Raw genomic sequence first — 15,380 nt, 5'->3', positions numbered from 1 at the left:
ATGGAACAAAGCGACATTGCAGTAGGATTAGATATAGGAACCACGAAGATCGTGGCTATGATAGGTCGTAAAAATGAATACGGCAAGGTGGAGATCGTGGGGATTGGTAAATCCAAAAGTCTTGGTGTTCATCGTGGGGTAGTGAATAATATTACTCAAACCATTCAATCAATTCAACAGGCAATCCAGGAAGCTGAAGCTGATTCTGGACTTAAGATTAAAGATGTAGTTGTAGGTATCGCTGGGCAACATATCCGAAGCCTGCAACACAGTGATTATATTACACGCCCAAACCCAGATGAGGTAATTGATGCCGATGATATTCATACCCTCTGTAATCAGGTCCATAAACTGGTGATGTTACCGGGAGAGGAGATCATACACGTTTTGCCCCAGGAATATAAAGTTGATGGGCAGGCAGAAATCAAAGAACCCATTGGGATGTATGGAGGTAGGCTAGAAGCAAACTTTCATGTGGTGGTCGGACAGGTTTCTTCGATAAGAAATATTGGGCGTTGTGTGAAAAGTGCCGGGCTCGAACTCTCCGCAGTGACCCTTGAGCCTTTGGCTTCGGCCAATGCGGTCTTAAGCCAGGAAGAAAAGGAAGCCGGTGTAGCCCTAATTGATATTGGTGGAGGTACCACCGACCTTGCTATTTTTAAAGACGGGATAATTCGCCATACAGCGGTAATTCCTTTTGGCGGGAATGTTATTACCGAAGATATCAAAGAGGGCTGTTCGATCATTGAAAAACAGGCTGAATTATTAAAGATAAAATTCGGTTCTGCCTGGCCAGGTGAAAACAAGGATAATGAAATAGTTTCTATTCCAGGATTACGCGGAAGGGAGCCTAAGGAAATAACCTTAAAGAATCTTTCCAAAATAATCCATGCAAGGGTGGTAGAGATCATAGAACAGGTTTACCTGGAAATTAAAAATTATGGTCACGAGGAACAAAAGAAGAAATTAATTGCCGGAATGGTCCTTACAGGCGGGGGTGCGCAACTTAAACATATCAAGCAGCTCGCGGAATATATAACCGGTATGGATACAAGGATAGGTTTTCCTAATGAACACCTTGCGGGAACCAATGATTCAGAAACTACAAGCCCGGTATATGCTACAGCGGTAGGTTTAGTGATGAATAGTTTGGAGCATGGAGCCAAAAAGTTTCAGGAAGAGGCTGTGCTCAAGAGTAAAGAACAACGAGAAGAACTTAAGGAAAGTTTTGATGAGGATATTGAGAATAAAGAGGACCTCAAGCCCGATCCAAATGCCCCTGGGAAGCATACTCGCAAGAGTATTTTTGACAAGTGGGCGGAGAAATTTAAAGATTTTTTAGATAACGCAGAGTAAAAAGAGAGAACCAGTAAAACAGAATTTATGAGCAGTACAGAATTCGGAAACATAGCATTCGATTTACCAAAGAATCAATCGAACGTCATAAAAGTTATTGGTGTAGGCGGCGGCGGAAGCAACGCCATAAACCACATGTTCCAGCTGGGAATTAAAGGAGTAGATTTCGTTATCTGCAATACCGATTCCCAGGCACTGGAGAACAGCCCAGTTCCTAATAAGATCCAATTGGGTGTTAGCCTTACAGAAGGTCTTGGGGCGGGCGCAAATCCAGAAATTGGTCAGCAGGCCGCAGTGGAGAGTTTTGATGAGATCAAGCAGATGCTCGATACCAATACCAAAATGGTTTTTATCACCGCCGGGATGGGTGGGGGCACCGGCACCGGAGCAGCCCCTGTGATCGCCAAACAGGCAAAAGAAATGGATATTCTAACCGTGGGTATTGTAACCATTCCTTTTCAATTTGAAGGAAAAATGAGGAATGAACAGGCCCAGATCGGTGTTGAGCGACTCCGCAGTCATGTGGATTCTTTGATTGTGATCAACAATAATAAACTTAGAGAAGTTTATGGCAATCTTGGTTTTAAAGCCGGATTTTCCAAGGCTGATGAAGTTCTCGCCACTGCATCTAGAGGAATAGCGGAAGTGATTACGCATCACTATACCCAAAATATTGACCTTAGAGATGCTAAAACGGTGCTAAGCAATAGTGGAACCGCTATTATGGGATCTGCACAGGCAACAGGTGCCAGTAGGGCACAGGATGCGATAAGCAAAGCCCTTGATTCCCCTTTGTTAAATGATAACAAAATTACGGGGGCCCAAAACGTATTACTGCTAATCGTTTCAGGCTCAGAAGAGATAACTATTGATGAGATCGGGGAGATTAACGATCATATTCAGGCCGAGGCTGGACATAGCGCCAATATTATCATGGGGGTAGGGGAAGATGAAGCCCTGGATGAAGCTATTTCGGTCACGATTATCGCTACAGGATTCAATGTAGAACAGCAAAATGAAATCGTAAATACTGAAGCTAAAAAAATCATTCATACCCTCGAGGATGATCAACGAGCGGAGCAGGATCTGAACCCTAAAAGAACTGGGGGTATCTCTTCTGTCAATAGCACAAATCCTGAAATGCAAAGCGAGGACAAGGCCCCGGATCCGAAAATCGTTCATACTCTGGATGACAAGCTGGAAGAAGTTGACGAGATTGGAAATATAAAGAAAAAAGAGGATGAAATGCTTCAAACTCCACAGGCCGCCAGAGACCTTGATGTCACCTATGATGAGGTGAGCCCTGATGATTTTGTCATAAACGAGACTCCGAATGAAGGTGATATTAAGGGTGTAAATGAGTTTGAGGATGAGAAATCTGAAAATGAGGAACAAATAATGTTCACCTTTGATTTTCCTTTAAACAACCAAAAGGAGGAGGAACCTAAGAAACAAACGGCTAGTGAAAGTTCTTCTCCTAAAAAAGAAGAGCCAGAAGTAAAAAAACACGACCTTTTTGAAAGTTCTAAGGAGATTGAAGTGAATGAACCTGTAGAAATTGTCCCTGTGAATGAAAGTTCAGCCAGAGGGGTTAAGAGATATAGTCTTGATGATTACATGGAACTGGAACGATCTCTTGAGGATTCAAAGGTATCCAAAAAGGAAGAACCTAAAGATGAGACTATTGCTTTTGAAAAGAAAACAGTGGCTCCAAAACCAGAAACAGAGAAAAAAGATAATGAAGACCCTTTCAACAATCCTATTTCTGAAGTATTAATAGAGCGGGCTGCCGAGAGGAGAGCTAAAATGAAAGAGTTTAATTATAAGTTTCGAAGTAATGCAGCCCAGGTTGATGAGTTTGAAAAGCAACCGGCTTATAAAAGGCAGGGCGTAGATCTTGACCAGGATAATCCTGGAGAAGAGAAGTTATCCCGTACCAGCCTGGGAAAGGATGAAAATGACCAACTGCATTTCAGAAGGAACAACTCGTTTCTTCATGATAATGTGGATTAGGTTTTTTAATTACTGCTCATAAAAAAAGGTGCCCACATAAGGCACCTTTTTGTATTTCAGGATTGAAGACTATTGTTTTTCCGCTTCAATATCCTCGGTATCTTTTCGTCTTTTAATAAGGGAAATCCCTGCTAAAAAGAATATGAATCCAATTATTGTTAAGGCCCAGGGATTGAGCATTAATGCAAAGCTGCCAAATACTCCAAGAATACCCATAACCAGCGCAATTGCCCCGCCAACTGTCATAATGATTCCTAAGATTTTAATCATAACATAGTGTTTTGGTTAGAATATAAAGTTACTTAAAGATTTTACACTAGGAATATGATTAACATTTCTTAAGGATTGAGTGTTAATATGTTTGCTGCTCTTTTAAGGCGGTGATTAATTGTTTTTCTACTTTTTTTCAAGTTTGATTGATTGCCACGACTCTTATCCTGATCTTATCGTTTCTCATCTTGTCTTTTTAGCATATCAATCCCAATAAATCATAAAGTATTTAATCTTTGCTTCATCTGGAATTTGAGAGGCTCGGATCCTGGAGTCGGTATCATAACGCAGATTTGAGGGGAGTTCCTGTTTATCTATGGTGATATACGCGTTAATCTCATCGAGGAAAACCACGGCTGCATTAAGAGTGTTTTCTATTCTGGAAATGTTGTAGTTCTCCACGATATCCTTGAAAGTGCTTTTGGTATTTATACCCGCTTTGGTTTTATAACGGGGGTCAAGTACTCTTATATATCCAATAGTACTGGTAGAGTCAAATTCCTGTAGGGGTTCCAATATAAGAAGTGGGTTGCCTCCCTTTTCAAAGATTTTGATCTCATCGGTGGAGCGCAATTGTTGTCCCCCACTGGTTTGGGTGATGATGGAATCATTAGGAAAAATAGAGTCCAATTGATTTATTCGCAGATCCTTCTTAAGTGGTCCTACCTGGTTAGCGGTGATTAAGAATGGATTGTCTTCATCTTTTTGACATGAAATAACGCTTAATGCAATAATTGATATAAATAAGAACTTGATTTTCATATGTGTTTATCGGTTTTATTTTAATAATTTGTTGAGTATTCCTATAGCTCCCCTAATAAATACGGCACTGGTTAATACCTTGATGATAGCTCCTTCTGTTTTGTTCTTTCTTCTTGTACCTCGATGAGTCCCGGAAGCTTCTTTTTGTCGTTTCAACTCCTCCTGTTTTGCTTTCTCTCTTGCGCTATCTGTTTTGGCTTCGTTAATTTTTTTATTAAGAAGTTCATATGCGCTTTCATGGTCCATCCCTTCTTTATACTTATTCTTTGAAGAAGAGGAATTTATCTTTTCTTTTAACTCGGAGATACTAAGTACATCCATTCTGCTCATGGGAGCTCTAAGCATAGTGGCAGCAGCAACAAGGGGAGAGGGCCTCCCCTTTTCATCCAAAGCAGAGACCAGTGCTTCCCCAATACCTAACGAGGTTAATGCTGCTTTGGTATCGTAATAGTCTGAAAGTGGATAATTTTCTGCTGTTAATTTTATAGCCTTTCGGTCTTTTGCAGTAAATGCTCTAAGCGCATGCTGAATTTTCAAACCCAGTTGACCTAATACTTCTGAAGGTACATCAGAAGGGTTTTGAGTTACGAAATAAATCCCAACTCCTTTGGATCGAATTAGTTTTATAATGCTTTCAATTTGATCTAAAAGCGCATCTGAAGCATTTTTAAAAATAAGATGGGCTTCGTCGATAAAGAGAACTAGTTTCGTAGTCTTTCCCGGTCCCGTAGTACCATCGATCAGTCCGTGACGATTGATGGTCTTAAGGGGTATCTTCACTGCGGCATCAGCATAAGTATTACCTTCAAACATAGCCGCTCCAAGGTGAATGTAATCTCCTTTTGGTCTGTAACCATTTTGAATATGCTGAATAAAATCTTTTGATTTTCCCACCCTAAATGAAGTTTTTATAAATGTATGAAAATGTTTTTTCTAGTTTTTATTGAACTGCCGGGTTAACCAGCTCAAATGTGCCCTTTTCGGCATCCATTCTGGCAGTTATTCCATTTGGTATGGTAGCATTGTCATCTATGTGGCCGATCATTGCTCCAGAAAAGGCCGGAATATTAAGGGGTTTGATATAGTGATCAATCACTTCTTCCAGGGTAAGGGAACCATAACCGCTTCCTCCTGGTTTACAATTGCTGCATTTTCCGAAGATAAATCCACTTAATTTATCGAGTACCCCGCCTAAATATAGCTGGGACATCATCCTGTCGACTGCATAAATTTGTTCTCCAATGTCTTCAAGAAACAGAATTTTTCCTTCCCAATTGTCAGGGAAATATTCTGAGCCCATAATTCCTGTCATCACAGAAAGATTTCCGCCCAGTAATTGCCCAGTCGCCTTTCCTGGTGTAATGGTTCTGATCCTATTTTGAGTTTGTGCGAGTTGGTCTCCCTTGTCCTCTGGGTTTTCATACAGAACTGCCTTTTTTTCAAAAAGCAATTTCCTCAGGTAATCGCTGCTAAAGGAATTCCAAACGGAAACAGCGACGGGCCCATGAAAGGTAACCAGCCCGGTTTTCTGAAAGATTGCCAGGTGAAGAGCCGTGATATCGCTATATCCTATGAAAATTTTTGGGTTTTCTGCAATCGCTTCATAATCCAGTTTGTCAAGTATTCTTGCTGCTCCAGAACCTCCTCTAAGGGCAATGATGGCATGTATCTCCGGATCGCGAAACATCTCATTCAACTCTTCAGCTCGTTCCTTGTCGCTTCCGGCTAGATGCCCATAACGATTCCTGACGTGGTCTCCGAACTTAACCTTGAGTCCTAATGCTTCAAAGGTTTCCTTGGCAATCTCATAGGGTTCTGTTTCAAAAATTGCGCTGGCGGGACTGACAATTCCTATGGTATTGCCGGGTTCTAAAGCTTCTGGGATTAATAGTTCAGAAGTTTTTTTTTCAGAGAAATCTAGTTTATCTGAAAAAGAACTCAGTGGGAAGGCAAGGCTTCCGAGTCCTATATTCTGTACGAAAGTTCTTCTTTTCATCCTTTGGAATTTAAATAAAACCGAAAATAGCTATTTTAATTTACTTCCCTTTCTTTAATAATGGTCCCTGACCTCTAGTAAAACCTGCTCCATGGCTTCTTTAAGTTCTGAAGTGGGGACAGTATAATTGCTGTTCATAAAACTAAAAACCAGTAATTTTCCTTTTTTTGTGAGGAGATACCCGCTGAGACTATGGTTGTGGCGCAGGGTGCCGGTTTTGGCATAAACGTAAGGGGTCTCTGCTTTGTAAAAATTCTTTAACGTTCCGGATTGACCTCCAGTTGCCAGTAAAGAAAGCAATCGATGCTTTGGCACCTCCTTTTTTATTTTAAGTAGTAAGCTTATCATGGAACGAGGAGTAAAAAGGTTATATCGAGACAAGCCTGATCCATCTACCCAATAAGGTTCATCAGGAAGGTCTTTAAGAAAGGTTTCCTTCATGTATTTGATGGAGATATCGCTTTTTAAGGTATCGCTAATCTGCTGTGCACTCATCAGTAAAATTTGTTCTGCAATGAAATTATCGCTTGCCTCCATCATTCTTTTGTACATACTATCTACTGGAATGCTGTATAGCGTTTGTGAAAATTCCATTTCGGGAACATTCTTAATAAAAACAGGCTTTTTAAGTGTGTCCTCTAAAAGGTTGGCCACCATTTGCGTGGAATAATGAAAAGGTACATTTTGGCGGAAATTGCTTTCTCTTTTTGTATTCTGATACATGAACCTATTGCTGCGAACTGCTCTTCTAACTCTTGTTTTTTCATTTTCAGAACTAACAATCGAATCAGAGAATATCCCTGGCTTAATCTCTGGTTTTTCCTTACCTGAAGTAAAAGTGAATTGGACTAAATTACCATATATAGGGAAAGGTGTCCTTTCGGCGGAATAGTAGGAATTAAAATCATCCCAGGCCCAACCCGGTCCCTGGAGTTTTTCGGTATACACTGGAGGAACCATCACAAGGGTTTGGTTTTGTTCTTTTAAAAATGGAATTACCGGTGAATCGGGTAAGTTAGGATTTAAAAGCGAGGGATCTCCGGTACCGGTAAAGAAAAGACTGTCGTTTTGGATAGTATATTTAAGGGATGGAACGGAATCCCCCAGGATTTTTAAGCCAGTATAAAAACTGAATAATTTAGTGTTTGAAGCAGGGGTGAAATATTTTTCTCCGTTGTGATCATATATTACTCGTTTTTTTTCAGGGTCATACACCATAAATCCAACAAATCCCTGTTTAAAAGCAGGCGATTGCTTCATACTATGATCTATATTTTTTGCAACTCTCTTTGAAACTGAACAGGAACCTAAAAATAAAATTAATCCAAAGAGCAATAAAGTGCGAAAGTTCATCTTTAATAATTTTTAATGAATCGTAATTTTAGTTTAGCTTTTTATAAATATTGTTTTTTCAAATATAGCTTATCTAAAATATTAACAAAACATTATTTTTTTGGTAAGATAAAGCTATAGGGTAATTGCAATTTATATATATTTAAGGATTATTAGCAACACTATAACACTTAAAGGAATGAGAAACAAAATTACAATTTTGGCCTTATTGGCCATTTTTCAGATTTCCAGTATGATTGCCCAGGAGCGCACAGTCTCAGGTACTGTCACAATTGCCAGTGATGGGATGCCGCTTCCTGGAGTAAATGTACTGGTCAAAGGAACTAATCAGGGAACTGTGACCGATATGGATGGAGAGTATTCCATTGAGGTGACCTCTGATGCTGTTTTGGTGTTTTCTTCGCTTGGTTTTGAGCGACGGGAAATACCAGTTAACAATCAAACCACTATAGACGTGGCTCTTGAAGAGGATTTGGAAAGTTTAGAAGAAGTTGTAGTTACTTCTTTTGGCATTGAGCGGGAGAAAAAAGCACTCGGTTATTCCGTTCAGGAGGTAAGTGGGGAAGATATTACCCGAACCAAACAAGCTAACGTAGTCAGTGCACTTCAGGGACAGGCTGCGGGTGTACAAATCACCAACTCTGGAGGGGCACCAGGACAAAGCGCCCGTATTATTATCAGAGGTATCAATTCCCTGGACCCGGGAGCTGATAACCAGCCACTATTTGTAATAGATGGGGTGCCAATGGATAACTCCACAACGGAAAGTGGTGGAACTCCTCGTGGTCTTTCCAATAGGGCTGCTGACCTTAACCCTAATGATATTGAGTCAATGAACGTACTTAAAGGTGCGGCTGCCACTGCGCTATATGGGGTTAGAGCTGCCAATGGTGCAGTGATTATAACAACTAAAAAAGGAAAAGAGGGCGATGTCAAAATTAATTTAAACTCAAGTCTTGGATTTGAAGAAATAAATCGATATCCCGACATTCAGGACGTGTACGGTCAGGGATTTGGAGGGGTATATAATCCCGATTCTTTCTGGCCCAACTGGGGACCATCAATAGACGAAATACGGCAGACGGATCCCGATGCCGAAATTCGTGATATCTGGAGAGAAGCCATGCGAACAGGAGTTCAGTTTGAGAATTCCTTTAATATTTCAGGCGGAAATGAAAAAGCCAATTTTTATGCTTCTTTCAGCAACCTGGATCAAGAAGGGGTGATTCCTTTTAGTGACTGGGGGAGAACTTCAGCAAGGTTAAATGGAGAATTAAAATTCAGTGATCAGTTTAAGGTCGCTGGGAATATGAACTATGTGGTTTCGGGAGGAAATCGCGTTCCTCATGACCGTTTCATGGAAAGAATGGTGTACAACTCTCCTATGCAGGATATTAACGACTATATGAATCCTGATGGAACGATGAAGAGTGTAGGTGGAAATACCAATCCTATCTATGATGCGCGTTTTAGTACCTTTGAAGATGAGGTGAATAGAATTACTGGAAACCTTAGATTTACATATACCCCATTTGATTGGCTAGATGTGAATTATATTGTCGGAACCGATTATTATAGCGATTCAAGGACGGAGATCACACCAGGACCGCTTGGTATAGAAGGAGAAGTACCTTTGAGTAGTACGGGATTTATTACGGAAACCAGAATAGATAGCCGCGATCTTAACTCTAACCTTTTCTTAACTTTTCAAAATGATTGGAGTGAAAAGTTAAGCACAACCCTTAGAGTGGGTAATGATATCTTTGAAAGAGATTATGAAAGAGTAGATGCTACCGGAACCGACTTTGTTATTCCCAGATTTTATCATTTAAATTATGCCAGTCAGATTTCCAATGATCAGTATTTAAGGAAAAAAAGGTTAATAGGCTTATACGGGGATCTAAGTATTGACTATGATGAAATGCTTTTCCTAAATATTACTGCACGTAATGACTGGACTTCCACATTACCCATCGGTAATAACTCGTTCTTTTACCCTTCGGTAAACCTGGGATATGTTTTTACTGAATCATTCGAACAGCCGGACTTTCTTAGCTTCGGGAAACTTCGTGCTTCCTATGCTGAAGTAGGTAAGGACACCGATCCCTACAGAATTGGTCAAACTTATAATTCGGTAGGAGTTCCATTGAACGGTGAGGTTAGATTTTCTAGGAACGGGCAGTTTGGTGACCTTGCGCTTTTACCAGAGCGAACCGTTTCTTTGGAATTAGGTACTGACCTTAGATTTTTTAACAACAGGTTGGGCCTTGATCTTACTTGGTATAAAACAAATTCCAAAGACCAGATCATCCCTGTACCCGTTTCTCAAACTTCAGGCTTCTCGACATTTATTACTAATGCCGGAGAAATAGAAAACTCGGGAGTGGAATTTGTAATCAATGCAAAACCGGTTAGAAATGAGAATTTTTCCTGGGACATTGCTTTCAATGCTGCTTATAATCAGAATGAAGTGGTTAGTATTCGGGAAGGTATAGAGCAGATTCAGCTTGGAAGCCAGTTTGGATATGCTGGTAGTAGAGTGTACACGATTCTTACCGAGGGTGAACCCTATGGAAATCTTTATGGAAGTAGTTATGAACGCTATGGAGCTTCTGAAGATGATATTTACCTTAACAGAGATCTTCCAATAGTGATTGGAGAAGATGGTTTTCCTGTTTTGAATTTTGATCTAAAAGTATTAGGAAATTCAACACCAAAATGGATTGGAGGCTTAAGGAATAATTTTAATTACAAGAATTGGGATCTTTCCTTCCTTGTTGATTTTAGAACCGGAATAGAACAGTATAGCCAATACGACAATTTCTTTGCGGCTTTTGGTATTGCGGAATATACCCTTGACAGAAATGAAACACGGGTTTTCGAAGGAGTACTTGCAGATGGTACACCAAATACTCAGGAAGTTTGGTTAGGACAGGGTGAAGGCCCTGATGGGAGAGATTATGGCGCTGGTTTCTATCGGAATACTTATAGAAGAATGAGTGAAAACTTTGTACACGATGCTTCTTTTATTAAATTGAGAAATATTAGCCTGGGTTATAATTTTGGTGAAAACCTTCTTGGTTATCTCCCTATAGAAACCGCAAGAGTTTCAGTAGCAGCCAATAACATTATTCTCTATACTCCCTGGGATGGATTTGATCCGGAATCCTTTAGTGCTGGTGCCGGAGGAAATGCTACCGGATTTACCGGTCTTGGATATCCAGGAGTTCAAAGCTTCTTCTTCACCCTTAATTTAGGCCTATAAAATAATGACTATGAAGATTTTTAATAAAACATCTAAATTAATAACGCTGGTTATGGTTTTTTTAACCTTTGCCAGCTGCGACGATTACCTGGATATCAATGATAATCCAAATAATCCAACTGATGCGCCCCTGGCAGGGCTTATGTCAAATGCCAGTTATGAGACTGCACAAAACACATACAGAATTGGAAGTACCACCTCGTTCTATGTGCAACAACTTGCTTCGCCCAATCCTGCAAGTGGAACGGATGTCATGGATGACCTAAGTTTTGATAATACCTGGTCAAACCTGTATGATGTGATGACTGATCTCAATGATTTGATCTTAGAAGCAAGAGAAAGCGGAGCTCCTCATTACGAGGGAGCCGGGCAGATTTTAATGGCTCTTAATTTAGCCATGACCGTAGATCTTTTCGGAGACGTGCCCTTTAGTCAAAGTTTTAACTTTGAAACTATTACTCCAGCTTATGATGACGATGCTGAATTATATTCTCAGGTGTTCAGTAATTTGGATTCTGGAATAGCTAATTTGTCGCAGGAGAGTGACCTGACTATGGGAGGAGATGATTTCATCTATGGAGGTGATACCGATCAATGGATTAAGTTTGCTAACATGTTAAAAGCTCGCTATCTGAACCATTTGAGTAAAACAGGAGCCTACAGTCCTTCCGAAGTACTTTCAGCCCTGGATTCAGGATTTGAATCTAACGAAGATGATGCTCAGGTTGAGTATTTTGAGGAAGCCCGAAACCCCTGGTTCCAGGTAGCTCTTAATAATGAGAATTTATTGCTTGGAGGTTGGATATCTGAACAATTTGTTGAGGCAACCGATGGAACGACTTTTGGCGTTGAAGATCCGAGATTACCCTATATGATCGGAACCACCGATGAAGGGGAGTATATTGGAGTACCAAACGGTGCTGGTAGGGGTAGTGCCTCTGAGCAAGGTGAACGTTCAACCCTGGTAACAGGTGATTTTTATACTTCGCCTACATCTCCAGTATTAATTGCGACCTACGCAGAACAGAAATTTATCGAGGCTGAAGCTGCCTTCGGTATAGATAAGGCTCGGGCTTACCAAGCATATCTTGATGGAATCAGAGCGCATATGACAAAGGTAGGCGTTGAAAGTTCTGAAATTGAGGTCTACTTAAATAATCCAGAAGTGGGGATGGGAGTGGAAGCCTTTACAATGGCCGATATTTTCAAGGAAAAATGGGTGGCATTATTTTTACACCCGGAGGCCTGGAATGATGCAAGAAGATTTGATTATGCCTATGAGAATTTTGAACTTCCGGCTAACCTTAACCCAAATCTTAACGGTCAATTCTTGAGAAGGCTAAGGTATCCTGATTCAGAATTAGGTAGAAACGGAAGCAATGTGCCTTCGGTAACTTTACTTGATCGCATTTTCTGGGATGAATAAAATTTAAATTTATTAATTTAGAAGGGCTGCTTATCTAAGTAGCCCTTTTTTAATCCCTGAAGAAAATGAAAAATCTTGTGTTAATCAGCATCATAATCTTACTTGTTTCCTGCGGCACCAATAGAAATCCTGAGTATTTTATTATAGACAAGCCTATAAATTTTAATGAAGAGCGTAGGGAACTTAGCCTCAGTTATATGAATGATCGTTATAATCTTCAAAGAAGGAATCCGAAGATTACACCGAAAATGATCGTTTTGCACTGGACAGCCATACCAAGTCTTGAGGCTTCTTTCAACGCTTTTGACCCTGTAAGGTTACCCGGGGCAAGAATTGATATCAAGAAAGCTGGGGCTCTCAATGTTTCTTCGCACTTTCTAGTGCATCGCAACGGAGAGATTTACCGCCTCATGCCCGAAAACCTTATGGCCAGACATGTTATTGGACTCAATCATGTAGCAATAGGTATTGAGAACGTGGGGGGCACTAAGGATGCACCTTTGACTCCGGCGCAGCTCGATGCAAATATTTATTTAGTGCATTACTTAGCAGAAAAATATGATATCGATTATCTCATTGGGCATTATGAATATACCAACTTTGAAGATCATCCGCTTTGGAGGGAACAAGATGGACAATACCGTACCCATAAAACCGATCCGGGAATAGATTTTATGGATGCTGTCAGAGATGAGACAAAAAAATTTAATTTTAAACCTGTTCCCAAATCTAAAACTTTAGAAAAATGAAAAGAAATCAAATTATTTCCATCTTCTTTCTACTAATTAGCTTTGGCCTTTTGGCTCAACAAGATAAATTTTATGAGAATCTTTATGAAAATTACCCCAGTTATAAGGAAGAAAGCATCAACCAGAGAAGATTTACTCATAAGCAGGTTTTAGATCTGATTAAAAAACAGGAAAATAACAGTGCTTTCCGGATTAAAAAAGTAGGAGAGTCCATAGAAGGGAGAAGTTTAAATCTTGTGAGTATTGGGTCCGGTCAGACCGATGTGCTTTTATGGTCACAAATGCATGGAGATGAATCTACGGCCACTATGGCTCTATTTGATATTTTTAATTTTTTGAATGATGATGATTATAAAAAGGAAAAAACAGCATTGCTGCAGAAGGTTACCTTGCACTTTCTCCCAATGCTCAATCCTGATGGTGCCGAAAAATTTCAAAGAAGAAATGCTATAGGGATAGATATCAATCGCGATGCGCTTCGATTACAATCTCCGGAAAGTAAAACCCTTAAAAAAGTCCGCGATAGTCTAAATGCTGATTTTGGATTTAATCTACATGATCAGAGCAGGTATTATAATGCGGAAGGAACTGAAAAACCTGCAACCATTTCTTTCTTAGCGCCTGCCTATGATTATAAAAAATCCACTAATGAGGTTAGGGGGAATGCGATGAAACTCATTGTCTTAATGAATGATGTGTTGCAGCAATATGCTCCTGGGCATGTTGGTCGTTATAATGATGATTTTGAACCTCGTGCTTTCGGGGATAACATTCAGAAGTGGGGGACAAGTACCATCTTAATTGAAAGTGGGGGGTATCCGAATGATCCTGAAAAACAGGAAATAAGAAGACTCAATTTCGTAGCTATTCTAGCTGCAGTTTTTGCGATCGCAGAACAGGAATATAAGATGGTTGATATTACCGAATATGAAAATATTCCCCAAAATGATTCGAAACTCTATGACCTCAAAATAAAGCGGGTGACCTACCAGTTTAGGGGTAATGACTATATCGTGGATCTTGGAATTAACCATGGGGAAGTGCCTGGCGATACCCCTCAGGAATATTCCTATAGAGCCTATGTGGCGGACCAAGGTGACCTTTCTACCAATTATGCTTATAAGAGCAGGGATTTTTCAGGTTATAGATTGAAATCTGGAAAAGTTTATCCCGAAACTTTTGAAGACATTGAAGCCATAGAAAAACTTGATTTTAATGAGCTATTAAAACAGGCTTATGCTTATGTTCCAGTAGAGAAGTTGCCGGAAGATAAAGATTTTACTAATTACCCTGTAAATATCGTTTCTTCGAATTTTAAGGTGCCAGAAGAGATTACACCTACCTTTTTTTTAATGGAAGAGGGGGAAATCAAATACGCTGTTATCAACGGATTTTTAGTGGAAATTGGCCAAGATCCTTCTGCGGTGAAAAACGCCTTAATTCTTAAATGATAGCCAACAGAAAATAATCCTGGTGTAAAGCAAAGAGGAAAAAAAGGATATTCCCTATCTTTGCAGGCTATGATTACAGAAGAGACAAGAAGGCTGGTTGATGAAGGTATTATGCTTCCACTAATGGAAGAGTTCTATACTATACAAGGAGAAGGATTCCATAAAGGAACTGCTGCCTATTTCATAAGGATTGGAGGCTGTGATGTTGGATGTCACTGGTGTGATGTGAAGGAAAGTTGGGACTCAGGCATGCATCCCCCAACCCATATTGGTGAAATTATAGAAAATGCTACTGCACACAGTGATACTGTAGTGGTTACGGGTGGTGAGCCTCTTACCTGGGATATGGGTCAACTCACAAAAGGTTTGAAAAATAAAGGCAGTAAAATTCATATTGAAACTTCAGGAGCATATAAATTAACAGGTCAGTGGGACTGGATCTGTCTTTCTCCAAAAAAGAAAAAACTTCCAACCCAGGAGATCTATCCTTTAGCCAATGAACTTAAAATGATCGTCTTTAACAAACATGATTTTGAGTTTGCTGAAGAGCAAGCCGCTAAAGTCGGTGAAAATTGTATTCTTTATCTTCAGCCTGAATGGAGCAAAAGAGAGAAGATGATGCCCTTGATTGTAGATTATGTGATGAAAAATCCAAAGTGGAAGGTCTCTCTTCAAACCCATAAATACCTCAATATCCCATAAAAAAACGCCCGGAAGGGGCGTTTATGGTTAATAACTC

11 protein-coding genes and 1 pseudogene are annotated in these 15,380 nt (G+C 40.0%); 7 read left to right on the top strand and 5 right to left on the bottom strand.

Annotation, left to right across the window (positions count from 1 at the left end; genetic code table 11):
- The gene (ftsA, locus tag ACW6NC_RS00660; RefSeq protein ID WP_457863057.1) at window positions 1–1,356 is read left to right on the top strand and encodes a cell division protein FtsA; all 1,356 of its coding nucleotides are present in this window, start codon (window positions 1–3) and stop codon (window positions 1,354–1,356) included.
- Between the two features lie 27 nt (window positions 1,357–1,383).
- Window positions 1,384–3,369 carry a cell division protein FtsZ gene (gene ftsZ / locus ACW6NC_RS00655; RefSeq protein ID WP_457863055.1) on the top strand — a complete coding sequence of 662 codons (1,986 nt, stop codon included), beginning with the start codon at window positions 1,384–1,386 and terminating at the stop codon, window positions 3,367–3,369.
- A 69-nt stretch (window positions 3,370–3,438) separates the two neighbouring features.
- Here ftsZ and ACW6NC_RS00650 read toward each other — a convergent pair whose 3' ends face one another.
- The 5 genes and pseudogenes from ACW6NC_RS00650 to ACW6NC_RS00630 form a co-directional block, all read right to left on the bottom strand.
- Window positions 3,439–3,639, bottom strand: coding sequence for a hypothetical protein (locus ACW6NC_RS00650; protein WP_457863053.1), 201 nt, complete (start codon window positions 3,637–3,639; stop codon window positions 3,439–3,441).
- 204 nt (window positions 3,640–3,843) lie between these two features.
- Window positions 3,844–4,401 (bottom strand): hypothetical protein, encoded by a 558-nt coding sequence (locus ACW6NC_RS00645; RefSeq protein WP_457863052.1) that lies wholly within the window; start codon window positions 4,399–4,401, stop codon window positions 3,844–3,846.
- Between the two features lie 15 nt (window positions 4,402–4,416).
- Window positions 4,417–5,127 (bottom strand): annotated as a pseudogene (locus ACW6NC_RS00640) (helicase HerA-like domain-containing protein); the annotation flags it as partial.
- A gap of 214 nt (window positions 5,128–5,341) precedes the next feature.
- A complete protein-coding gene (locus ACW6NC_RS00635) occupies window positions 5,342–6,397 on the bottom strand; it encodes a S66 peptidase family protein (protein WP_457863051.1) in 1,056 nt (351 codons plus the stop codon).
- Window positions 6,398–6,451: 54 nt separating this feature from the next.
- Complete coding sequence (locus tag ACW6NC_RS00630) at window positions 6,452–7,750, bottom strand: D-alanyl-D-alanine carboxypeptidase/D-alanyl-D-alanine-endopeptidase (protein WP_457863050.1); 1,299 nt, start codon at window positions 7,748–7,750, stop codon at window positions 6,452–6,454.
- 178 nt (window positions 7,751–7,928) lie between these two features.
- Between ACW6NC_RS00630 and ACW6NC_RS00625 the strand changes: the two genes are divergently transcribed.
- From ACW6NC_RS00625 to ACW6NC_RS00605, 5 genes are all read left to right on the top strand, one after another.
- Complete coding sequence (locus ACW6NC_RS00625) at window positions 7,929–11,015, top strand: SusC/RagA family TonB-linked outer membrane protein (RefSeq protein ID WP_457863048.1); 3,087 nt, start codon at window positions 7,929–7,931, stop codon at window positions 11,013–11,015.
- A gap of 10 nt (window positions 11,016–11,025) precedes the next feature.
- On the top strand, window positions 11,026–12,441 hold the full coding sequence (locus ACW6NC_RS00620) for a SusD/RagB family nutrient-binding outer membrane lipoprotein (RefSeq protein ID WP_457863047.1): 1,416 nt from the start codon (window positions 11,026–11,028) through the stop codon (window positions 12,439–12,441).
- A 65-nt stretch (window positions 12,442–12,506) separates the two neighbouring features.
- Window positions 12,507–13,190: an N-acetylmuramoyl-L-alanine amidase gene (locus tag ACW6NC_RS00615; protein WP_457863046.1), complete on the top strand. Its 684-nt coding sequence runs from the start codon at window positions 12,507–12,509 to the stop codon at window positions 13,188–13,190.
- Window positions 13,187–14,641: a M14 family metallopeptidase gene (locus ACW6NC_RS00610; protein ID WP_457863045.1), complete on the top strand. Its 1,455-nt coding sequence runs from the start codon at window positions 13,187–13,189 to the stop codon at window positions 14,639–14,641. The genes ACW6NC_RS00615 and ACW6NC_RS00610 overlap by 4 nt, the downstream gene beginning before the upstream one ends.
- A 69-nt stretch (window positions 14,642–14,710) precedes the next feature.
- Window positions 14,711–15,343: a 7-carboxy-7-deazaguanine synthase QueE gene (locus ACW6NC_RS00605; protein ID WP_457863043.1), complete on the top strand. Its 633-nt coding sequence runs from the start codon at window positions 14,711–14,713 to the stop codon at window positions 15,341–15,343.
- Window positions 15,344–15,380: the final 37 nt, after the last annotated feature.

This window comes from Salegentibacter profundi, from assembly GCF_054121475.1.
The sequence above is the reverse complement of the archived record's forward strand: the minus strand, read 5'-3'. Positions and strand labels throughout refer to the sequence as shown.